Annotated in this window: 17 protein-coding genes, 1 other RNA gene and 1 pseudogene; 5 read left to right on the top strand and 14 right to left on the bottom strand. The window is 69.5% G+C overall.

Features of this window, described 5'->3' with window-relative positions; translation table 11 throughout:
* Together EXE42_RS09625 and EXE42_RS09620 are read right to left on the bottom strand one after the other, a co-directional pair.
* A pseudogene (locus tag EXE42_RS09625) lies at window positions 1–194 on the bottom strand (hypothetical protein); the annotation flags it as partial.
* Window positions 195–300: 106 nt separating this feature from the next.
* Window positions 301–879 (bottom strand): cysteine hydrolase family protein, encoded by a 579-nt coding sequence (locus EXE42_RS09620; RefSeq protein ID WP_092919813.1) that lies wholly within the window; start codon window positions 877–879, stop codon window positions 301–303.
* Between the two features lie 137 nt (window positions 880–1,016).
* Between EXE42_RS09620 and EXE42_RS09615 the strand changes: the two genes are divergently transcribed.
* Together EXE42_RS09615 and EXE42_RS09610 are read left to right on the top strand one after the other, a co-directional pair.
* On the top strand, window positions 1,017–2,771 hold the full coding sequence (locus EXE42_RS09615; protein WP_137706408.1) for an Hvo_1808 family surface protein: 1,755 nt from the start codon (window positions 1,017–1,019) through the stop codon (window positions 2,769–2,771).
* Between the two features lie 92 nt (window positions 2,772–2,863).
* Window positions 2,864–4,024 carry a nicotinate phosphoribosyltransferase gene (locus tag EXE42_RS09610; protein ID WP_092919809.1) on the top strand — a complete coding sequence of 387 codons (1,161 nt, stop codon included), beginning with the start codon at window positions 2,864–2,866 and terminating at the stop codon, window positions 4,022–4,024.
* 44 nt (window positions 4,025–4,068) lie between these two features.
* Here EXE42_RS09610 and EXE42_RS09605 read toward each other — a convergent pair whose 3' ends face one another.
* Window positions 4,069–4,671, bottom strand: coding sequence for a TIGR00296 family protein (locus EXE42_RS09605; RefSeq protein ID WP_092919807.1), 603 nt, complete (start codon window positions 4,669–4,671; stop codon window positions 4,069–4,071).
* 129 nt (window positions 4,672–4,800) lie between these two features.
* Between EXE42_RS09605 and rnpB the strand changes: the two genes are divergently transcribed.
* Window positions 4,801–5,113: RNase P RNA component (gene rnpB, locus EXE42_RS09600), an RNA gene on the top strand.
* 568 nt (window positions 5,114–5,681) lie between these two features.
* Here the strand turns inward: rnpB and htpX are convergent.
* Window positions 5,682–6,554: a zinc metalloprotease HtpX gene (gene htpX, locus EXE42_RS09590; protein WP_137706407.1), complete on the bottom strand. Its 873-nt coding sequence runs from the start codon at window positions 6,552–6,554 to the stop codon at window positions 5,682–5,684.
* Window positions 6,555–6,688: 134 nt separating this feature from the next.
* On the opposite strand from htpX, the gene EXE42_RS09585 reads away from it, so the two are divergent.
* Window positions 6,689–7,627, top strand: a complete 939-nt coding sequence (locus tag EXE42_RS09585; protein WP_137693915.1) for an NAD(P)-dependent oxidoreductase — start codon at window positions 6,689–6,691, stop codon at window positions 7,625–7,627.
* Between the two features lie 28 nt (window positions 7,628–7,655).
* Here EXE42_RS09585 and flaJ read toward each other — a convergent pair whose 3' ends face one another.
* The 10 genes from flaJ to EXE42_RS09535 form a co-directional block, all read right to left on the bottom strand.
* Window positions 7,656–9,392 carry an archaellar assembly protein FlaJ gene (gene flaJ / locus EXE42_RS09580; protein WP_092919799.1) on the bottom strand — a complete coding sequence of 579 codons (1,737 nt, stop codon included), beginning with the start codon at window positions 9,390–9,392 and terminating at the stop codon, window positions 7,656–7,658.
* 22 nt (window positions 9,393–9,414) lie between these two features.
* Window positions 9,415–11,088: a type II/IV secretion system ATPase subunit gene (locus tag EXE42_RS09575; RefSeq protein WP_092919797.1), complete on the bottom strand. Its 1,674-nt coding sequence runs from the start codon at window positions 11,086–11,088 to the stop codon at window positions 9,415–9,417.
* Window positions 11,089–11,160: 72 nt separating this feature from the next.
* The gene (locus EXE42_RS09570; protein ID WP_092919795.1) at window positions 11,161–11,910 is read right to left on the bottom strand and encodes an ATPase domain-containing protein; all 750 of its coding nucleotides are present in this window, start codon (window positions 11,908–11,910) and stop codon (window positions 11,161–11,163) included.
* Window position 11,911: 1 nt separating this feature from the next.
* Complete coding sequence (locus tag EXE42_RS09565) at window positions 11,912–12,409, bottom strand: flagellar protein G (RefSeq protein ID WP_092919793.1); 498 nt, start codon at window positions 12,407–12,409, stop codon at window positions 11,912–11,914.
* A complete protein-coding gene (locus EXE42_RS09560) occupies window positions 12,410–12,883 on the bottom strand; it encodes a flagellin (RefSeq protein ID WP_092919764.1) in 474 nt (157 codons plus the stop codon). It lies immediately after the preceding gene.
* Window positions 12,873–14,849: a FlaD/FlaE family flagellar protein gene (locus EXE42_RS09555; RefSeq protein WP_137706406.1), complete on the bottom strand. Its 1,977-nt coding sequence runs from the start codon at window positions 14,847–14,849 to the stop codon at window positions 12,873–12,875. Before EXE42_RS09555 ends, EXE42_RS09560 begins: the two co-directional genes overlap by 11 nt.
* Window positions 14,850–15,000: 151 nt before the next feature.
* On the bottom strand, window positions 15,001–15,588 hold the full coding sequence (locus EXE42_RS09550) for a chemotaxis protein CheD (RefSeq protein ID WP_137706405.1): 588 nt from the start codon (window positions 15,586–15,588) through the stop codon (window positions 15,001–15,003).
* Entirely contained in the window at window positions 15,585–16,775 is a 1,191-nt protein-coding gene (locus EXE42_RS09545; RefSeq protein ID WP_092919758.1) for a chemotaxis protein CheC, read from the bottom strand. Before EXE42_RS09545 ends, EXE42_RS09550 begins: the two co-directional genes overlap by 4 nt.
* On the bottom strand, window positions 16,775–17,131 hold the full coding sequence (gene cheY, locus EXE42_RS09540; protein WP_092919756.1) for a chemotaxis protein CheY: 357 nt from the start codon (window positions 17,129–17,131) through the stop codon (window positions 16,775–16,777). Before cheY ends, EXE42_RS09545 begins: the two co-directional genes overlap by 1 nt.
* A 108-nt stretch (window positions 17,132–17,239) precedes the next feature.
* On the bottom strand, window positions 17,240–19,597 hold the full coding sequence (locus EXE42_RS09535) for a BGTF surface domain-containing protein (RefSeq protein WP_137706404.1): 2,358 nt from the start codon (window positions 19,595–19,597) through the stop codon (window positions 17,240–17,242).
* A gap of 206 nt (window positions 19,598–19,803) precedes the next feature.
* Between EXE42_RS09535 and EXE42_RS09530 the strand changes: the two genes are divergently transcribed.
* On the top strand, window positions 19,804–20,256 hold the full coding sequence (locus EXE42_RS09530; RefSeq protein WP_092919752.1) for a zinc ribbon domain-containing protein: 453 nt from the start codon (window positions 19,804–19,806) through the stop codon (window positions 20,254–20,256).
* Window positions 20,257–20,298: the final 42 nt, after the last annotated feature.

The following is a 20,298-nucleotide window of genomic DNA, read 5'->3' as shown; positions in this document are numbered from 1 at the left end:
GCCCAGGAGCGACGTCTCCAGCCGCGCGAACGCGAGGTACGGCCCCTCGATCCGCCCGCCGGTCCCGGACCGTCGCCGCCGACGCCCGCGATCGCGTCGCCGTCCGTCACCCGCGTCGCGCCCGCGAAGCCGACGGCGCCGACCGCACAGACCGCGCCGAGGCCGCCGAGTACGCCTCGTCGAGAGATGTCCATACCCGGCGATTCCGGCGAGCGACAAAAAGGGTTACACGCCGGTTGTCGCGCGTGATAATCGCAGTCGCGGGATTCGGGACCGCGGACGCGAGAACGACGACCGCGGCTACTCGGACGCGAAGGAGACCGCGTCGCGGGTCGTCGTCTCGCCGAACAGCCAGTCGGCGTGGTCGACGGCGTACTCGCGGTGGTCCTCGGTGATGTAGCCGAGCGCGTCCTCGACGACGACCGGGCGGTAGTCTCGGAGTCCGGCGCTGCCCGCGGTGTGGAGGACGCAGACGTTCGCGAGCGTGCCGCAGATCAGCAGGTCGTCGATCCCGTGCGCGTCGAGGTACCCCTCCAGTTCCGTCCGATAGAAGGCGTCGTAGGTGTGCTTCTCGACGACGTGGTCCGCGTCGCGGACGTCGAGGTCGGCCACGAGTTCGGCGTCCCACGACCCCTCGACGACGTGTTCGCCCCACCGGTCGAACTCGTCGTAGTAGTGGGCCCCGTCGAACTGGTCCGGCGGGTGGACGTCGCGGGTGTAGACCACGCTCGCGCCGGCCTCGCGGGCGCGGTCGACGAGCGCCGTCACGGGCCCGACCGCCGCCTCGCTCGGTTCGGCGTAGAGGCTCCCGTCGGGATGACAGAACCCGTTCTGCATGTCGACGACGACCACCGCGGTTGCTGTCGGATCGAACGCCATATCGGCGGTTGGAGCGCCCGCCTCAAAAACCGTCGTCCCGGTCCGCGTCCGCGGCGGCGACCCGTCCCGAAAAATCCGCCGGCGACGGCGCCGAAGGAACCGACAGACTACTTACCGGGGCGCACGATGCGATCCGTATGCGACGGGTTCTCACCCCCTCGACCGCGGCCGCCGCCGTCGCCGCGGTCGCCGTCCTGTGCGTCGCGTTCACCGCCGGCGCCGCGGCCGCGCCGAACGTCGACATCGCTCCCTCCGCGTCGGCCGACACCGGGCCCGCGGCGCCGGGCGCCGTCCCCTCCGCGTCCGCCGAGGAGTGCGGTCCCGGAGACGGCACCGATCTGGTCGGGTGCTGGAACGGGACCCACTACGAGGAGTCGCTGAGCTTCGAGCAGACCGACGGACTCAACGAGACGCAGTTGGCGGCCCTGACGGACCTGACGATGGCGCGCGTCGAACACATCCGTCAGCGCCCCTTCCGCGAGGACGTACCGGTCGAGACGGTCTCCCGGAGCGAGTACGCCAACGACACCGCGAGCGGCGGGAACAGCTCCGAGGCGTTCCGGCGCTGGAACGACCAGGTGTGGGAGGCGCTGTTCGTCGTCGGCGACGAGACGAACGCCAACGACGAGATCGATTCGGTGTTCGGCGGCGCGGTCTCCGGCTTCTACTCGCCGTCCCGAGACCGGATCGTCATCGTCGTTCCGGACGGCGAGTCCGCCGCCATCGGCCCCTCGACGCTCGCGCACGAACTGCTCCACGCGATGCAAGACCAGTACCACGACCTGACCGCTCCGCGCTACGTCGGCGCGACCCAGGACGGCGACCTCGCGATCGACGGGATCATCGAGGGGGAGGCGGTCCACGTCGAGGAGCGGTACGCCGCCCGATGCGCGGACAACTGGACCTGCGTCGAGGCGCCCGCGGGCGGCGGCGGGGGCGGCGATGCTCCGGACTTCAACTTCGGCATCCTCCAGACCGTGCTCCAGCCGTACGGCGACGGCGCGCTCTACGTCCGCGACCTCGTCGAAGCGGGGGGATGGGCGGCCGTCAACGAGACGATGAACGCCCCGCCGGAGTCGACGGCGGAGGTCATCCATCGGAACCCCGACTACGAGGAGCGCAACGTCAGCTTCGAGGATACGGCGACCGGCGGGTGGGAGACCTACCCGGATCAGGGCGTCGACGGCGCGGAGACGGCCGGCGAGGCGTCGATGTTCGTGATGTTCTGGTACCAGAGCCTGGAGTACCGGTACGCCGTGTTAGAGCCCGACGCGACCGTCCGGCAGAACGTCCAGATCCACCTCGACGCGGAGGCGCAGCTCCGGACCCGGCAGAACTACGACTACGCGCATCCCGTGACGGACGGGTGGGCCGGGGACGAGCTGTACCCCTACCGGAACGGGGACCGCGACGGCTACGTCTGGGCGACCGAGTGGCAGACCGAGGCGGACGCCGCCGCGTTCCGCGACGCCTACGTCCGGATGCTGACCGCGCACGGCGACCGCGAGTACGACGACGGGACGGTGTACACCATCGACGACGGCGACGGCGCCGACTTCCCCGGCGCGTACGGCGTCGAGCGCGACGGGACGAGCGTGACGATAACCCACGCGCCTTCGCCGGAGGGCGTCCTCGAGCTCCGTCCGAACGCCGACCTCGCGCTCCCCGACGCGAACGGGACGGACGAGAGCGGCGACGGAAGCGGTACCGGCGACGGCGGAAGCGGTACCGGTGACGGCGGAAACGGCACCAACGGTTCCGACGGCGCGAACGGCAGCGAGGACGGAGACGGGGGCGACAGCACCGGTACCAGCGCTCCCGGGTTCGGGGTCGCGGCGGCGCTGGTCGCCCTCGCAGCCGCGCTGGGGCTGTTCGCGCGGCGAGCGGCGTAACCCGACGCTCGCTGCGGCGCGGTCGCCGCGGGGGCGAGGCGGGCCCGCCGCGACACGGGTGGCTTTTCGTCCCGGCGGTCGAACCGCCGGGTATGAGCGAGTTCGACATCGTCGACGCGGCCGCGGTCCGGGAGGGGCGCGCGACCGACGCGTACTTCGAGCGGACCGAGGCGGCGCTGGAGGCGGCGGGCCGGAACCCACGCGTGGTCGCAGAAGTGACCGCGGACCAGTTCCCGGACGGGGAGTTCGAGCTGTTCGCCGGTCTCGGCAACGCCGTCGAACTGCTCGCCGGCCGCGAGGTCGACGTTCACGCGATCCCGGAGGGTCGGCTGTTCGACGGCGGGCCGGTGATGCGGATCGAGGGGCCGTACCTCGCGTTCGCGCGGCTGGAGACGTCGCTCCTGGGCTTCGTCTCGCACGCGTCTGGGATGGCGACGGCGGCGCTCGACTGCCGGGTCGCCGCGCCGGAGTCGTCGGTGCTCTCGTTCGGCGCTCGCCACGTCCACCCCGCGATGACCGCGGCGGTCGAGCGCTCCGCGCTGGTCGGCGGGTTCGACGGCTTCTCGCACGTCGCCGCCGGCGACCTGATCGGCCGGGAGGCGTCCGGGACGATGCCCCACGCGCTCGCCATCTGCTTCGGGCGCGGCGCACAGGAGGCCGCCTGGCGCGCCTACGACGAGGGCGTCCCCGCGGACGCGCCGCGGATCGCGCTGTGCGACACCTACTCAGACGAGGTCGACGAGGTGCTCCGAGCGGTCGAGACGCTCGGCGACGACCTCGACGGCGTCCGCCTCGACACGACCGGCTCGCGGAGGGGAAACTTCCGGCACATCGTCCGCGAGGTACAGTGGGAACTCGACGCGCGGGGCCACGAGGACGTCGACGTGTACGTCTCCGGCGGGCTCGGCCCCGACGACCTCCGCGACCTGCGCGACGCGGTCGACGGGTTCGGGGTGGGCGGGTACGTCTCCAACGCGGACCCGGTCGACTTCGCGCTCGACATCGTCGCCGTCGACGGCGAACCGGCGGCCAAGCGCGGGAAGCTCTCGGGCGCGAAAGACGCCTACCGCACCGCCGACGGGGCCCACGCCGTCGGGCTCGCGGACCGCTCGGGACCCGAGGGCGCCGAGTCGCTCATGGAGCCGGTGATCCGCGACGGCGAGGTCGTCGACGAGAACGCCTTCGACCTGTCGGCCGCGACGACGCGGGCGCTCGCGGACGCGGAGGCGGTGGGATACGGCGCGAACAGGTGAGGAGGGCGGAGAAGGAAAGCAACCCGTCCGGCGAGTCGGCGGTCTTACAGTTCTTCGACGGCGCCGCCGTCGGCGCGCTCTCGGAACACCTGCCCCTCGATGAGCGTCACCATCGTCTCCTCGTCCTGCCAAGCGGTGGGCGAGAGCTTCGCCTTGCGGCAGGCGCGCGAGAGGAACTCGGCGCCGGACCAGCCGTTCTCGACGGGGACCGTCGGGTAGAGCCAGCCGTGCGCGTTGCCGCTGTCGACGGCGACGCCGTGGGTGCCGATTTCGAGGTCCGCGAGCGGGTCGTTCGTGAGCACGGAGTTGGAGACGACGAACACCGAGACGGTGAGGTTATCGAGCTCTTTCGGCTCCACCTCGGAGCCGCAGGAGTCGTCGGACGCCGCCTTGATGGCGGCCTCGACGATGGCGTGCCCGAGTTGGTCGGAGGTCTCCCACGCACCGGCACAGCCGCGGAGGCGACCGCGGCCCCGAGTGGATTCGAGTCGGACGAACGCCCCGGTGCGGGCGTAGAACGCCTCGCGCATACTGCCGGGTTGTTCGCGTTGTCCGTGTCGAACGAACGACTCGACCGCCTCCCGCGCGAGTTCGACCGCTCGTGCACCGTCGTCGTACGACAGCTGAACGGTCTGAGCCTCGGACATGAGAGTCCATTACGTTGCTGACGACTTGAACGCTTCCCTTGTGGCACCGTTCTCGCCTCGTTCGCGGCGTCTCGCCAGAAAGGCCGCCGACCGAACGGCTTATTCGCCGGCGGAAAGAAGCCGGAACCGGACAGAGGGAGCCCGACTCCCGTGCCTCCGGCATGAGGAAAGTCCCCCCACCGGCCGGACAGGCGACCGGGCACACGCCCGGAGTCGGAGACGGCTGGCTCTGGAACAGCAACGACACCCCCCGCCCCGACCCGTGATTCGTGCGAACCGACCCGCAAGGGAAGGGAGTTAACCCGAGGAGGGCCGACGGGCGGGAACGGATGGAACGGCGAATCCTCGCCGGTGCAAGTCCGCGCCACAAGGTAGTCCGGCCGCGGCGCGGACGCTCAGCCGAATGTCGGGACGAACCGAAGGGGGCTTACTCCCCTCAGTCCGCTCACACCGACCAGCGGCGCGACTGCCACGTGATTGTTTATAAATGACTGCGGTGGCGCGTGCCTGCGAGCGGCCGCCACCGGCGGCCGCGAGACAGCACGCGCGAGGGACGCGGCGACCGGAGCGAAGCGGAGGGAGCCGCGAGGCTGGGGAGGTGTGAGGTGCTGTGCGGAGCGGGGCGGGACTCGAAGGGGCAGTCGCGAGGGCGGCGCAGGCGACGTAAGCACCGCAAGGAGTGAGTGAAGCGAACGACTGAGGAGCGCAGCGAGCGTGCGCCGCCCTCGCGACTGGGGCTTCGGCGGTGTTCGCGTCGATCAGTCGTTTATAAACCGCACCATCGTACAGCCGAGCGGCTGGGGCTTCGGCGGTGTTCGCGTCGATCGGTCGTTTATAAACCGCACCATCGTACAGCCGAGCGGCTGGGGCTTCGGCGGTGTTCGCGTCGATCGGTCGTTTATAAACCGCACCATCGTACAGCCGAGTGGCTGGGACTTCGGCGATGTTCGTCACCTGTCCGCGCCCAACGGCTTATAAATGACCACTAGAAACTCCGAGACAAATCCGTCTTAGGCCGTCTCCATCTCCTTTTCCAGCTCGCGGAGCTTCTCGATCCGGTTCTCCGTCGACGGGTGCGTCGAGGCGATCTTGCCGACGAAGCCGGCCTTGATCGGGATGATGAAGAACGCGTTCATCTCCGCCTCCTCGCGGAGGTCCTCCTTGGGCACCTTGTCCATCCGGCCGTCGATCGTCATCAGCGCCGAGGCGAGCGCGCCGGGCTTGCCCGTGATCAGCGCCGCGCCGCGGTCGGCGGAGTACTCGCGGTACCGCGAGAGCGCCCGGATGAGCAGGAACGAGATCACCCACACCAGAAGCGACGCGACGATCGCCACGATGACGGGCGCGCCCTGCCGGTTGTCGCCGCTGAACAGCCAGCCCCACCGGACGATGAAGAAGGCGATCGTCGAGAGGAACGAGGCGATGGTCATCACCATCACGTCGCGGTTCTTGACGTGCGCGAGCTCGTGGGCGAGCACGCCGTCGAGCTCGTCCTCGTCGAGCGCCCGGAGCAGCCCGGTCGTCACCGCGACCGTCGCGTTCTTCTTGTTCCGGCCGGTCGCGAACGCGTTCGGCACCTGCGTGTCCGCGACCGCGACCGTCGGCTTCGGGAGGTCGGCCTGCTGGCTCAGGCGCTCGATCCGGCGGTGGAGGTCCGGGTACTCGTCCGCGCTCACCTCGCGGGCGCCCATGCTCCGCAGCGCCAGCTTGTCGCTGAAGAAGTACTGCGCCAGCGAGAACGCGCCGAACATCGCGAGCGTGAAGATGATCCCGACGTTGAACACTTGGATTAGGACGCCGATGAACACGACGTAGAGGGCGAAGAGGAGGAACATCGTGAACCCCATGCGTCCGCGGAGTCCCCAGTCTGTCTTCCAGTCCATACCCGAGAGTTACCGCTCGGCGCGTTAAAGCCTGCCGGAGCCCCGGACGGTGCGCGCCCGAATCCCCCGGACCGCGGCCGGTGCGCTCGCCGCCGCAACGGTGCGTTTTTGCCCGGGGACGGCGACCCCGACGCATGGAGACAGTCCTCGTCACCGGCGGCCGCGGCGCCTCCGGGCGCTGGGTCGTCGACCGCCTCGCGGGCGACCACGAGGTCGTCGTCGTCGACTACGATCACCCCGGACTCGACGTCGACCCCGCGCCGAACGTCTCGTTCCGCGCGGCCGACCTCGCCGAGCGCGACCAGGCGCTCGACGTCGTCGCCGCCGTCGACCCCGATGCCGTCGTCCACTGGGCGGCGATTCCCGTCGCCGGCACCCATCCCGAGGGACGGGTGTTCGAGACGAACGCGCTCGCCGCGAAACACGTCCTCGACGCCGCCGGCCGGGCCGACGCCCCGGTCGTCCAGGCCTCCAGCGACGGCGCCTACGGCTTCTTCTTCGCCGATCCGACCCCGTTCCCGGACGAGTTACCGATCACCGAGGCCCATCCGCTCCGACCCGAGGACCCGTACGGGCTCTCGAAGGTGACCGCGGAGGCGGCCGCGGGCGCCGTGGCGCGCCGCCGCGACGTGCCGGCCGTCTCGATCCGCCCGTCGTGGATCCAGTACCCCGGCGCGTACGCCTGTCGCGCGGACGAGTACGTCTCCGATCTCGACGCCGGCGCCGGTAACTTCTGGTCGTACGTCGACGTGCGCGACGTCGCGGACCTCGTCGCGGTCGCGCTCTCGGACCTCCTCGGCGACGACCCGTCCGTCGAGCCGGGGGCCCACGAGGCGGTCAACTGCGTCGCGGCCGACAACGCGCTCGGTCGGCCGCTGCTCGACCTCCTGCGGGAGTCCTACGACGAGATCCCGGACGACTGCGCGATCGACGAGGGCCGACTCGCCGGGGGCGACGACCGCGGCGCCTACGCGATCGAGAAGGCGGAGCGGCTGTTCGGGTGGACGCCGTCGCGCTCGTGGCGCGACGCGGCCGACGAGTCGGTCGCCGAGCCGGCGCTGTTCGAGGAGTGACGCGGGGCCGGAGAGGAGAGACGCCCCGTCAGATCGACAGGATCGCGTTGACGAGCGTCCGCGTGGCGATGGCGGTGCCCGCGCCGAGCCACGTCAGGAGGACGAAGTGGATGTAGCCGTTCACGGGGTTGCCGCCGTCGATCCGGCGGATCATCTGCGAGGAGAGCGCCGCGTTGAATAACACGACCGTCAGGAGGAGGTACTCGATGAGCGGGATGTCGTAGGCGCCGGGATAGACGATCTGGCCGATGTCCATCTGGTCGAGCCCGAAATCGGCGGTCAGGTCCGCTAGGATGGCGACGATCTCGAGCCCGATGAAGAAGGCGAACGTCGCGGCCGCGGTGATCCCGTACAGGAGGCCGATGAACGTCATCGCCGCCTGCCGCCGCTGCTCGCGCAGCTGGTTGACGGCGTTCATGTTCTTCGAGATCAGCTCGCCGAGCATCTTCGGGTCCCCGCCCATCCGCCGGCCGACGAGGTACATCTCGGAGAACTTCTGGATGAGGTACGAGCGCGTGTCACGCGAGAACGCTCGCCACGCGCCCTCAGTGCTGATCCGCATGTTGAGTCGGCGGTAGAGCCGCTCTATCGACTCGGAGAGCTCGCCGAAGTTCTTGTCGCGCAGCGTCGTCAGCACGTCGGTGGTCGTCGACTGCTTCGCGCTCTCGGTCGCGCCCAGCGCGCGGACGAAGGAGGGGAACTCGCCGTCGCGGGCCGTGATCGCCTGCTCCTCGCTCCGGAGTATCACCCCGGTAATGATGAGCGGCGAGATGGGGACCGCGAGGTACAGCGGTAGCCGGACGTCGTCGAGGAAGAAGAGGAGGCCGGGGAGGCCGGGACCGTATCCGAACATCCCGGCGGCCGTGATCCCGATGAGCAGGAGCGAGAGCCCGCCGCCGGCGATCAGCGACCCCCACAGCTTCAGGTCGCCGGGGGACCGCTCGTCCGGGTGGTACCAGATCGGGTCGTACGGCGAGGTCGCGCGGATCATCGCGTAGAAGCCGAGCTGAACGAACACGAACAGCACGATGACGGCCGCCACCGTCGCGGTCGGGTTGTTGCCGGTGAGGATCGGGAGGACGACGGCGAACACCAGCGCGAACGTCATCGAGAGGATCATCGACATGTACAGGTCCTTCATCACCTCCAGGTTCGAGAGCGCGGACTCGTATCGGGTCTCGTACTGCGCCAGCATGACGTCCTGCTCGGAGACGAGGAACTCCTCTAACGACTGCCCCGCGCCCATCGTGTAGCCGAGCCGGTCGAAGAAGTCGGCCATCGCGTCGGAGGGAACCTCCTGTGCACGGCGGCGACACGCGTCGTCGAGGCTCTGGTTCCACGTGTCGACGAGGTGGACGACGCGGCCGATCTCCTCGGCGGCGACGCCGTACTCCTCCTCTTTCGCCAGGGTCCGGAACACCTCCATCCGGTCGATGTTCGTCGTCGACAACACCGTCATGTGCGTCATCACGAGATGTAGCTGGTTGTCGATCTTCGTCTCCAGCCCGGAGAGGTAGATCTTCGGGTAGATGACCGCCGCGAACAGCACGAGCCCGCCGAACATCGGGATCGGGACGCGAGCGGCGATCGGGAGAGGGAGCGCGATCAGCCCGACGACGCTCGCGAGGAAGACGAGGACGGCCGGCAGCAACACCAGCCCGACGTACTTCCGCTTGGAGATGTCGAGCTGGTCGTACGACTCCATCACCTCGGAGGTGAGTTTGAGCGCCGTCGCGAACCCGTCGCCCATCTCCTTTACGGCCATCAGTATCGTACCTCCATCGTCGCTACCTCGTGTTCCGGTGCATGTCGAAGGGGAGCCCCTCGACGCCGTCGCGCTGGAAGGCGTTGATCGCGTCGTTCACCTCGTGATAGCCCAAGATGCCCTCTTGGATCATCCGCTCGATGAGCTCCGCGCGGAACTCGAGGTCGTCGTAGATGTCGCGGGTGTCGGCGTAGCCCAACAGCGTCGCGATCTGCTCTTCGAGCACGTAGGAGTTGTTCATTCCCTGGAAGACGATCTCGTCTTCGACGGGGTCCCAGCTGAACACCTCGCGGGTGACGACCCCCTCCATCTCCTTCGAGTACCCCTCGATCTCCTGAACGCTCGTCACGCGGCGCAAGACCTGATCGCCCTGTTTCACCCGGTTCTGGAACAGCGCCACGTCGGCGTTGTCCATGAACGTCTCCGGGACGTTGATCGGCTCGGAGGTGAACCGCTGGATCATCGAGACGATGTCGGACGCGTGGAACGTCAGCATGACCGGGTGGCCGGTCTGAGCGGCCTGGAACGCCATCCGCCCCTCGGCGCCGCGGACCTCGCCCACGATGATGTAGTCGGGGCGCGACCGCAGCGCGGCGGCGACCAGGTCGAACATGTCGACGTCGGAGGACCCCTCGCCGCCCCCCTCGCGAGTCAACAGCTGCTGCCAGGTGCTGTGCGGCGGGATGACCTCGGCGGTGTCCTCCGCGGTGTATATCTTCGAGTCGTCCGGGATGTACGAGAGGATGGCGTTCAGCGTCGTCGTCTTCCCGGACGCCGTCTCCCCGACGACGAACACGGTCTGTTCGTTCTCCAGACAGAGCCAGAGGTACGCCGCCAACTGCGGCGAGAGCGTCCCCCAGTTGGTGATCTGGTTGATCGACAGCGGCACCTCGTCCCCCTGTCGGATCGTGAGCGAGGAGCCCTTCAGCGACACGTCGTCGGAGTAGATGATGTTGATACGCGACCCGTCCGGCAGCGTGGAGTCGACGATGGGGTCGGAGTCGGAGAGCGGGTCGCCGATCCGCTCGCCCATGTTGCGAAGCCAGCTGTCGAACTCCTGGGGCGTGCCGAAGTCGACGGTCGTCTCCAACATCCCGTAGGTGCCGTGGTCGACGTGACACTCCTTGGGGCCGATGACGTGGATGTCCTCGTTGGCCGGGTCGCGCATCACCGGTTCGAGCGGGCCGAGCCCGACGATGTCGCGGTTGAGCCGGTAGCGGATGTTCTCGTAGGTCTCCTCGGTGATCGACAGCTTCCCGAAGTTGCGGATCTTCGAGAGCCCGCGGCGCCAGCCCGAGGCGGTGTCGTCGACGTGGGTCACCTCCTCTAACAGCTCCTCGATGAGGTCGTCGTACTCGGCCTCGTTGTCGGGGGCGGTGTGCTGGCCGCTGGCCGTGAGCAGTCGGTTCTTCACCTCGTTGAGGATCTCCGCCTGCGGGCCGGAGACCTCCGGCTCGATGGCGTAGTACTTCGTGTCCTGGCCGAGGTCGCCGTAGATGTGGCTGTAGATTGGGCCGCCGACCGGGTAGATGACGTTCGGGCGGTCGGACTCGTACTCGTCTTTCGGCTCCTCGATGAACTGCGGGAACTCCCCCGTGATCTGTTTGAACTCCCGGAGGTGCTCCCGGAGGTGAGGTCGCCGCATGGCGGCCTTCCGGAGCTCCTCGGACGGTTTGGCGGTGCCGTGTTCGGTCATGTCCCACGCTGAGTCGTCGCGGTCGTCTCGGCCCGGGCGGGCGGACCGGCTGTGCGTCTACGGGTCATGGTGTTAGGCGACGCTGCGGCTCTCGATGACGATGCCGGTTCCCGAGCGAACCGAGAACCCGATCGTGTCGCCGACCTGTTCGCCCATGCCCGCGAACCGCTTGACGTTGATCTGCCGGCGGATGTCGTTGCCGACCTCGATCATCTCCAGCTGGAGGAACACGTCCGCGATGGACCGAAACGGGCCGATCGCGTCGTCGTCGACCGCCGAGGGGTCGACGGTGAGCACCACCACCTTCCCCTGCGAGATGATCTCGCGGAAGAAGGAGATGATCTCCAGGGCGGCCTGTCGCTCCTCGTTCTTCCGCACCAAGGCCTCGAACGTGGGGTCGTTCCGGAAGATGGCGTCGAACGTGTCGAGGAAGACGACGTCGGAGTTCCACATCGCCTCGGCTTCCATCAGCCGCTTGAGCAGCTCCTTGCGCTCGCCGTCGCCGTCGGAGAACGCCCCGCCGGAGTCGAAGTCGGCGTGGAGAAAGAGGAGCTCCTCCTGTAAGAGCGGCTTTACCATGTCGTACTCCAGCGAGTGCATCTGGTCGATGAACCCGCGGACGGTGAGCTCCGTCGACATCATCGTCACCGACGCGCCCTCCTGGACGAGTCCGTAGGCGAACCGCTGGGAGATGGCGCTTTTCCCGGCCCCGTAGTCGCCCTCCATGAGGACGATGCTCCCGCGCGGGATGCCGCCGCCCAGTTCCTTGTTGAGCCGGTCGCGCTCGCCGAGGCCTAAAGAGAGGAGATTGTCGTGTGGCATCTCAGTTACCTCCCTCCACGCGGAACTGGAACAGCTCCTCGTCGCCGTTCACGGAGAGGAACACGCGGTGGTCGCCGTCGACGAGTCCGCCGTCCCGACCCTCGATCGCGCTCACGTCGATCGTGAGTCGGAGCACGTCGCCGCGGCTCCACGCGTTCGCGCCGTCGGCGGAGACCAGCGTCCCGGAGAGCGCGTCCGGTCGGACGTAGGCACCGTCGAAGACGACGTCGAGGTCGGAGCCGTCGGGCGCCAACCGATAGGTGCCGGTGTTCTTTATCAACAGCGTGACGTTCTGGTCGCCGCTCGCGTTGTACACCCCCGCGCTGGGGTCCGAGATGATCGTCACGTCGGTCCGGAGCTGTTCGGTCGCGTCGAGGCCGGCGTCCTCAACCGCCGCGCTCACCCGGTCGACGCCGGTCGTGATCGTGCCGACGACGCCCGCGGCGATCACCAGGCTCGCGATGAACAGGATGAGGTGAGAGACGGGGACGCTGGCCATCTACGCGCCCACCTCCGTCACGGTCGCGGCGTCGCGGACGCCGGACTCGACGACGAGGACGACGCGCGTGCCGTTCCCGATCGCCGTCGTCGTGTTCCCCTGTGCGACTCGCACCGTGAGCCTCTCGCCGCCGAGCCAGAGGTCGGTGTCGGCGTTGCCGTCGACGGTCGTGGAGGCGTTCGGCCCGCCCACGTCCACGTACTCGTTGCCGACGACCAGCGTCGCGTCGCCGGCGACGAGTCCGATCGACCCCTCGTTGGTGGCGTTGACGGTGAGGGTGTCGGTGCCGGCGTCGAAGGTCGCGTTCGTCACCGCGAAGTCGGTGTTCTGCCGCTCGAGCGCGCGCTCGTTGACCCCGTGTTGGGCGTCGGAGACGCGGTCGAACCCGTTGGCCGCCACGGGGTAGAACGTCGTGAACGCGAAGAACAGCCCCGCGACGATGATGGCCGTGGACGCGGAGACGCTAACGCCCATCTCCCCACCCTCCGTCGGCCGGATCGGCGCGGTCGGAACGGGGATTCGGATCGTTCATCGGTCGGGTCGAACCGTTCCGGTCACGCCGGTCGTCGCGGTGCCCGTCGCGTCGGTCGTCGCGGTGCCCGTCGCGACTGTCCGCGTCCGCCTCGCGGCCCGCGCCGTTCTCGCGTCGCTCGCCCTCGTCGGGCGCGTCTCGGCGGCCGGACGCGTCGCGGCCGTTTCGCTCGGCCGCCGAGCGGTCGTCCCGCGGAGCGCGGCCGTTTCGACCGTTCCGGCCGCCGCGTCCGTTGCGGCCGGAGTCGGTTCGCCCGCCGCGCCGGTCGCCGCGGCGACCGCCGACGGGCCCGCCGCCGACGAGCGACCCGCCGGCGAGGTCGTCCCAGCGGTCCAAGAGGACCGTGTGGCTGCTGGTGCCGTTGAGCTGGGTCACGTACCGGAGGCTGCGGGTGTGGTGTTCGCGGGCGAGCCGGTCGGTCCCCGGCCGGTCGACGAGGTTGCGGTCGATCGTGCCGAACCCGGAGAGGAAGTCCCGGAGCCGCGCCGCGGCGTCGGGGCCGATCCACTCGATCCGCTCGTAGTAGTTGATGGCGCGCACCGCGTCGGTGACGTCGCTCTCGGAGACGAGGAACTCCAGCCACTCCATCACGAGGAGGTCGCCGACGTAGTCGCCGGGGAGTTCGGTGAGGTACGGCTTGCCGCGACCGCCGCTCCCCGAGAGGTCGTCCTCGCCGACGTACTCGAAGCCGCCGGAGGCCTCGGCGGGGTCGCCGCCGGGCCGGCGGTCCGGTTCGGGGTCGGGGTCGGCACGGCCCGCCGCCGGCTCGGGGTCGGACGCGCCGCCCGCAGGCTCGGGATCCGCCGGTTCGTCGAACTCGTCGAAGCCGTCGCCCTCGGCACCGCCACCGAGGCCGTCGCCGTCGAACCCGTCGCCGGGGTCGTCGAACGAGTCGTCCCCGTCCTCGAACGAGTCGGTTTCGTCGCCGGGGTCGTCGAACGAGTCGTTCCCGTCCTCGAACGGGTCGTCGTCCCCGTCGTCGCCCTCCTCGGCCCAGTCGGCCTCCCCGGAGTCGTACTCTTCTTTCAGTTCGCTGAAACTCTTTCCATCGTCGTTCATGTCGTCTCCGTCGGCCGCCGTTTCGGTCTCGGACGCGGCGTCGTCCGTGCTGTCGTCGTCCGGTTCCTCGAACTCCTCGTCGAGGTCGTCGAATTCGTCGTCGCCGTCGAGGTCGTCGAACCCGTCTTCACCGGTATCGTCGCCGTCGTCGAGGTCGTCGAACTCGTCGTCGTCCGCTTCCTCGTCGAGGAGGTCGTCGTCGAAGAACCCGTCCGCGTCCGCGTTCGCGACGTCCTCGTCGAGGTCCTCCTCCTCGCCGCCGTCTTCGTCGTCGAAGATGCCGAACGAGCCCTCGCCGCCGCCGGCGACGTTGTCGAAGCCGCCGCCGTCGTCGACGAACGGGTTGATCCCGCGGGTGACCATCTCGTAGATGTCGAGCAGGTTGCGGACGTCCTCCTCGATGTCGTCGACAGCGTTCGAGATCTCCTCGTTCTCCGAGCGAACCGTCGAGACGGTCGAGGACAGCGACGCGACCTCGTTCTCGAGCTCGTCGAGCCGGTTCTCGAGCTCGTCGGTGGCGGCACCCCCGCCACCACCGCCCCCGCCGTCGTCGAACTCGTCGTCCCACTCGTCCATGCCGTCGAAGTCGTCGAAGCCGTCGCCGCCGCCACCGCCGCCACCGCCCATGCCGCCGCCCATCCCTCCGCCGCCCATGTCGCCGCCGCCCATGTCGCCGCCGCCCATGTCGCCGCCGAAGGGATCGTCGTCGCCGTCCATACCTCCGGAACCGTCGTCGTCGGATCCGTCGTCGTCGAGGAACCTGTCGAGGACGCTCGCACCGACGAGCCCCAGCGTGGCGACTGCCCAGACGGCGGTTGAGGCTCCCCACACCGGTAGTTCGAGGCCCATTACCGTGTACCACCCGCAGAACCCACTTCAATTCACCCCTCAAAATATCAGCCGTGAGAAAGCACGCTGAGACACGAGTATCGTCGATTGAGTGGGGTGAGAACGGATAAATCCGGAAGCGACCAGAGGCGAAACCAGTCCCGATCGACGGTCAGATCGCTCGTTCGAAGCCGTCCGCCGCCCGGACGACGAGCCGGCCGTCCGGACCGAATCGGACCGTCCGTCCGACGGCGTCGCCGACGTCGCTGGCGACGACAGGGACGCCCGCCGCGTCGAGCACCTCGCCCACCCGCTCGACGTTCCGCGGGCCGACCGCGTCCGTGAGATCGAGCATCTCGGCGCCGCCGGCGACCCGCGCCTCCAGGCGGCGGGGGTCGGCGCCGGCGTCGTCGAGCGCCGCGATCAGCGAGTCGACCCCGGTGTCGACGTACTTCGCGGGGCGCGCGGCGGCGGTCGGTTTCTCTTCGCCCGCAGGCAGCATGGCGTGGAGGAGCCCGCGGACGCCCGCTGGCTCGTCGACGAGCGCGACCGCGACGCAGGAGCCCAGCCCGCTGGTGGTCAGGACGGCGTCGTCGCTCGTGACCGCCAGTTCGCCCACGCCGACCTTGATCCGGCCGGGGTCGTCGGGGACCGCGCCGCCGGTGACCGCCGCGGGGTCCGCGTCAGCGACGGCGTCCCCGTCGCTCTCCGTTCGGTCCGCCGGCTCGTCCGGCCGATCGTCGGAGAGCGAGCGGGTCACGGGTCGGAGAGCCGATCGAGCGCCCGAGCCAGTTCGCGCTCGTCGGGGAGCGCGTACACGTCGCACCGCGCCTGGATCCCCTCCGTCTCGATCGCCGTGTCGATCACGAACCCGTAGTCCTGCCGCTCGCTCAGCTTCGCGACGAGCGGGCTGATCGTCGACGCGCCGATGTCGTGGACGAACTCCGGCGGCGAGTGAGTGATCGACGTGCCCAGCACGTTCGCCCACCCGTCGATGAACCCGCTCGTCATCACGTTGCCGAGCTCGCAGAGCGCGTTCTCGGCCATGTCGCCCAGCGGTTCGTCCGGGTCCATGGGGAGCATCGCGTCCGCGATCGCGGCCGCAGAAGACTCCTCGAAGAGGATCGCGAGGTAGCCGCTCGGCTCTCCCTGAAGCTCGAACACCGTGCCCGCGTGCGGTTCGGTCCCGACCTCCGCGGGCACGTCCGCGAGCGGGACGAACCGGAGCCGACTCACGTCGACGCTCGTCTCGAGCCCGGTCATCATCGCGATGTTGTCGGCGGCGTTCGACGACCCCCGCTTCGCCAGCGACGAGAACGTCGACAGCGACTCGTACGGCACCGCGGTGCTCGTCGTGCCGCCGTTCGCCTCGCCGCCGGCCGCCGCCGCGGGAGCCGTCTTCCCGACGATGAGATCGCGGAACGGCCCCGAGTCGGGCAGCATGTAGATGGAGAAGTCGAGGTCGGTCGTCGTCGCGTCCAGCCGGCTCTCGAAGAGGAACACGCCGTCGCCGGCGAGCGCGCCGTCCGGCAGCACCGCCGCGCCGTCGGCCTCGAAGTACCGCGGCGGCGACATGTCGATCGCCTTCCCGAGGAAGTTCGCCCAGCCGTCGAGGAAGCCGCCGAGCGCGATGTTGCCGACCTCCGTCACCGCGCTCCGCTCCATCGACTGCCCCCCGGGGAGCAGCGAGAGCAGGGCGTCGACGTTCACGGCGTCGAAGGCGAGCACCGCCTCGCCGTCCAACCCCCCGCGGAGCCCGACGCTCACGCCGATCGACTCCCGGCCCGCGAACGCTTCCGCGAGGTCCTCGCCGCTGGCGACGCTCGCGCCCGTCACCTCCACCGCGAGGTCGGTCCCGGTCAGGTCCGAGAGCGCCCCGGCGGCCTGTTTCGCCCCCCGCTCAGCGAGGCGGTTACAGGCGCCGAGCGCGCGGACGTCGACCCGCATTATACCGCCGAGCCGATGGCGTCGAGCACGTTCGGCTTCTGGAACGGCTTCGTGATGTACCCCTCCGCGCCCGCCTTGATCGCCGCCTTCATCTTCTCCTCCTGCCCGACGCTGGTACACATGATCACCGTCGCGTCGGGATGCTCCTCTAAGATCTCCGTCGTCGCCTCGATCCCGTCGCGGATCGGCATCACGATGTCCATCATCACGAGGTCCGGCCCGTGCTCCTCGTACATGTTCACCGCCTCCACGCCGTTCTCCGCCTCCCCGACGATCTCGAACTCGCCTTCGAGGATCTCCCGGAGGAGGTTCCGCATGAACTCCGAGTCGTCGGCGATGAGTACCCGCGTAGCCATTGTTGTCTGAAGCGGGGTTCAGCGATCACTTAATCGCTCCCCCGCGGTTCTCAGCGATGAGAACGGAGCTCCGAACGACGGGGAACGGCCCTACACTCGAAGCGGCGGTCACACCCAGTGGCCGAGGACGTGGATCGCGCCGACGAGGACGGTCCCGCCGAACGCCTCGCGGGTCCCGAACGGCAGCGGGAGCATACCGACGGAGTCCGTCTCCTGATCGGCGGGCGCGTCGCCATCGCTCGTCGCGCCGGGACCCTCGTCGCCGTCGGTTTCGGTGTCGTTCGAGTCGGCGCCGGAGTCCGACCCGTTCGGGGCGGTCGAGTTCGGTTCCGAGTCGCCGTCGTCGCTGCTCCCGTCGACGTCGGTGCCGTCGTCCGCGCCGCCGTCGCCGGTGTCGGTGCCGTTTTCGGTACTCCCGTCGCCCTCGTCGTCGATCGTCGTCGTCGCCGGGTCTTGTTCGACCACGAGCGTCCCGCCGTGAGAGTCGCCGTCGAGTCGAAGCGTGAACGGGTAGGTTCCCGGGTCGAGGTCGACCGTCACGGAGCCGAACGCGTATGTTCGGGACTTGCCCGGTTCGAGCCGGACTCCCCACGACCCCACCGCGCTGCCGTTGTCGACGGTGAGGGTGAGCTGCCCTTCCCCCGTGAGTCCGCCCGCGTTGCGGGCGGTGGCCCGGAGCGCGGAGAGGTTCCCGCCCTCGGTGACCGTGACGTTCTCGGGGGCGTCGTCGATCACCAGCTCGTCCGGGTTGTCGGCGTCGCCGACGACGACGACCGTCCGGCTGTCGCGGAGCGTGGACCCCTCGTACAGCTCGTAGTTCAGGCGCGTTCCGGGTGAAATCTCCTCGAGGTCGACGCCGATCGTGAAGTTCCCGTCCGCGATCTCCAGCGGGGACTCCGTGCGGAACGGAGCGTCGCCGGCGTCGTTCACGAACGTCGCGGTCATCTCCCGCCGCGGCAGCAGCGAGGTCGTCCCCGTGATGCGTCCGTTCGCCGCCTCGACGAGGATCTCCCCGTCGTCGGTGACGTGGTCGTATCGGAGGAACCGCTCGCGGACGGTGAACGTCGCCTCGGCGCGCACCGTGCTGTCGCCCGTCTCCCAGTAGGGGAACTGGGCGGCGTCACTCGGTCCGGACGCCGACCCGAACGCCGCCGGCGGCTCCGCGCCGTCCGCGAACGCGTACCGGTCGCCCTCCGTCCCCTCCAGCGCGAACTCGACGGCGAACTCGTCGCCCGGTTCGGGCTCCTCGGTGAAGTGGTCCCCGCCGCTCGTGTCGATGACGAGGTAGAAGCGGCCGGGCGCGTCGGGGGTCTCCAGCTCGGTCGCGGCCGCCGGGATGAGCGTAACGTCCTCCGGATCGGCGCGCGAGAGGTCGAGCCTCGCGGGCGGTTCGTTCATCCCCGGGTTCGTCTGTCGGACCCGGAGCGACACGCCCGATTCCCTCTTCAAGAGGTCGGTCAGCACCCGGTGGTCGACCGCCTCGCCGGCTTCGATCGGGCCCGCGCCGCGCTCCGCGGCGAAGTGCGACAGCGCGCCCCAGATGCCCGTCGACTCGAAGCCGAGGACGATCCTGTTCCCCTTTGTCACGACAGAACGGTCGAGCCCGTTCTCCCGGAGCGCGTCGAGCGACTCGGCGTCGACGTCCTCGCCGAGCGCGTCCCGGTCGGCGGTGGTGAACACCTCGACGTCCTCGCGGAACCGCGGCTTCTGCAACACGAGGTCCGCCTGGTCCGCGCTCGCGGTCGGCGTCACCACGCCGGAGTCCTCCACGACGAACGTCCCGTTGGTGATCGCGAGCCGATAGCGCTGCGGGACGAGGGGGCGAGCGAGCCCGCCCGCCCCGGTCGCGGTCGGAAGCGCGCTGAGGTTCTCGGCGACCGTGTCGCCGTTCTCGTCGACGAACGTCAGGTCACACGACGTGGCCTCCAGCCCGCAGCTCTCGACGTTGCTCGCGTCGGTGCCGAGCGTCCGCGTGTTGATCGTGATGTCGCTCGTGCCAGAGACCTTGACCACGTCGACGAAGCCGACCGGCTCCCCCGTGTCGGTGAGCCGGTTCCCGCCGATCAGCAGGTACGTCGGGCCGTCCGGGTTTTCGGCGGTGAAGCTGACCTCGATCGGGTCGCCCGCGACGCCGGTGTACGTCGGTCGAGAAAACCCACCGTCGATCTCCGGACGGTCCGCCGGACCGGTCGGCCCGGCGGCCTCGACCGCGACGGACGCCGTCGGTCCGGCGGCGACGGACGACGCCGACGAACCGGCCGTGAGGCCGGCCGCGACCGGGGTCGCGACGACGCCGCCGAGCGCGACGAGGACGACGAGGGCGATACTGCTCGCCTGGAACCCCGACAGATCGGTTCCGAGCGATCGGACTCGTCGGCTCTTCCCGGAGTCGACCGACCGGTCGCCGTGGGCGGCCGTCGGGTCCGTCGGGCGCGCGTCGGTCGCGTCGTCGTGGTCCATCGTCATGGGGGCGTGGTCAAGCGAGCGGGCCGGCGAGCGGCCCGAGTCGGTTAGCTACGCCTCCGCGGGTCACCGACTAAAGCGTACCCACCCGATTATCAAGGCGAGTAACGAGACGACGAGAAACGGCGGGAGAACGAGGAAATCGCCCGACGTGGGCGGAGTCCTCGGTCCGAAGAATTAAGCCCGGGCGGCGCCCGATCCACGCCAAGATGCCATCGTGTCCCCGCTGTGACGCTCCGGTCGACGACGAGGCGCGGTACTGCGCCCAGTGCGGCGCCCCGCAGACGGAGGACGCGGCCGAGGAGCTCGACGAGTACGTCCAGCGGCAGGCGGAGCAAGTCGCGGGGAGTGGCGGCGGTGGCGGATCCGACGGCGGCGACTCGGGGAGCGGCGACGCGTTCCCGTCGAAGGCGGACCTGACCGACCGCGAACAGCTCTGGCGGCGGGGGTCGTACGCCCTCGGATACGGAACGGTCGTCGTCGCGCTCACGCGGGTCCCGGCGCCGGAATCGTGGCCGTTGATCCTCGGCGGAATAGCGGTTCTGCCGCCGATTCGACGGCTCACCGCGGAGCCGCTCGGCAGCCCGCTGAAACGCGAGGTGATGGCGGGGCTGTACGCGGTGTTCGCGCTTATCGGTATCGCGCTGTTCGTGCTGCTGTAAGGTGAGTAGAAGGCGTCTTATCGTCTTTCGACGGCGATAGCA

It is taken from the genome of Halorubrum sp. SP3 (assembly GCF_005435195.1).
Taxonomy (GTDB): Archaea; Halobacteriota; Halobacteria; order Halobacteriales; family Haloferacaceae; genus Halorubrum; species Halorubrum sodomense.
This window is presented reverse-complemented; position numbering and strand designations above follow the sequence as displayed.

Excerpts from the sequence above, each read along its gene's own strand:
- EXE42_RS09545 (WP_092919758.1), bottom strand. The coding sequence starts at position 16,775 with ATGCGGGTCGACGTCCGCGCGCTCGGCGCCTGTAACCGCCTCGCTGAG.
- EXE42_RS09605 (WP_092919807.1), bottom strand. The coding sequence starts at position 4,671 with ATGTCCGAGGCTCAGACCGTTCAGCTGTCGTACGACGACGGTGCACGA.
- EXE42_RS09615 (WP_137706408.1), top strand. The coding sequence starts at position 1,017 with ATGCGACGGGTTCTCACCCCCTCGACCGCGGCCGCCGCCGTCGCCGCG.
- EXE42_RS09560 (WP_092919764.1), bottom strand. The coding sequence starts at position 12,883 with ATGGGCGTTAGCGTCTCCGCGTCCACGGCCATCATCGTCGCGGGGCTG.
- EXE42_RS09535 (WP_137706404.1), bottom strand. The coding sequence starts at position 19,597 with ATGACGATGGACCACGACGACGCGACCGACGCGCGCCCGACGGACCCG.
- EXE42_RS09555 (WP_137706406.1), bottom strand. The coding sequence starts at position 14,849 with ATGGGCCTCGAACTACCGGTGTGGGGAGCCTCAACCGCCGTCTGGGCA.
- EXE42_RS09570 (WP_092919795.1), bottom strand. The coding sequence starts at position 11,910 with ATGCCACACGACAATCTCCTCTCTTTAGGCCTCGGCGAGCGCGACCGG.
- EXE42_RS09585 (WP_137693915.1), top strand. The coding sequence starts at position 6,689 with ATGGAGACAGTCCTCGTCACCGGCGGCCGCGGCGCCTCCGGGCGCTGG.
- flaJ (WP_092919799.1), bottom strand. The coding sequence starts at position 9,392 with ATGGCCGTAAAGGAGATGGGCGACGGGTTCGCGACGGCGCTCAAACTC.
- EXE42_RS09610 (WP_092919809.1), top strand. The coding sequence starts at position 2,864 with ATGAGCGAGTTCGACATCGTCGACGCGGCCGCGGTCCGGGAGGGGCGC.
- EXE42_RS09530 (WP_092919752.1), top strand. The coding sequence starts at position 19,804 with ATGCCATCGTGTCCCCGCTGTGACGCTCCGGTCGACGACGAGGCGCGG.
- EXE42_RS09575 (WP_092919797.1), bottom strand. The coding sequence starts at position 11,088 with ATGACCGAACACGGCACCGCCAAACCGTCCGAGGAGCTCCGGAAGGCC.
- cheY (WP_092919756.1), bottom strand. The coding sequence starts at position 17,131 with ATGGCTACGCGGGTACTCATCGCCGACGACTCGGAGTTCATGCGGAAC.
- htpX (WP_137706407.1), bottom strand. The coding sequence starts at position 6,554 with ATGGACTGGAAGACAGACTGGGGACTCCGCGGACGCATGGGGTTCACG.
- EXE42_RS09620 (WP_092919813.1), bottom strand. The coding sequence starts at position 879 with ATGGCGTTCGATCCGACAGCAACCGCGGTGGTCGTCGTCGACATGCAG.
- EXE42_RS09565 (WP_092919793.1), bottom strand. The coding sequence starts at position 12,409 with ATGGCCAGCGTCCCCGTCTCTCACCTCATCCTGTTCATCGCGAGCCTG.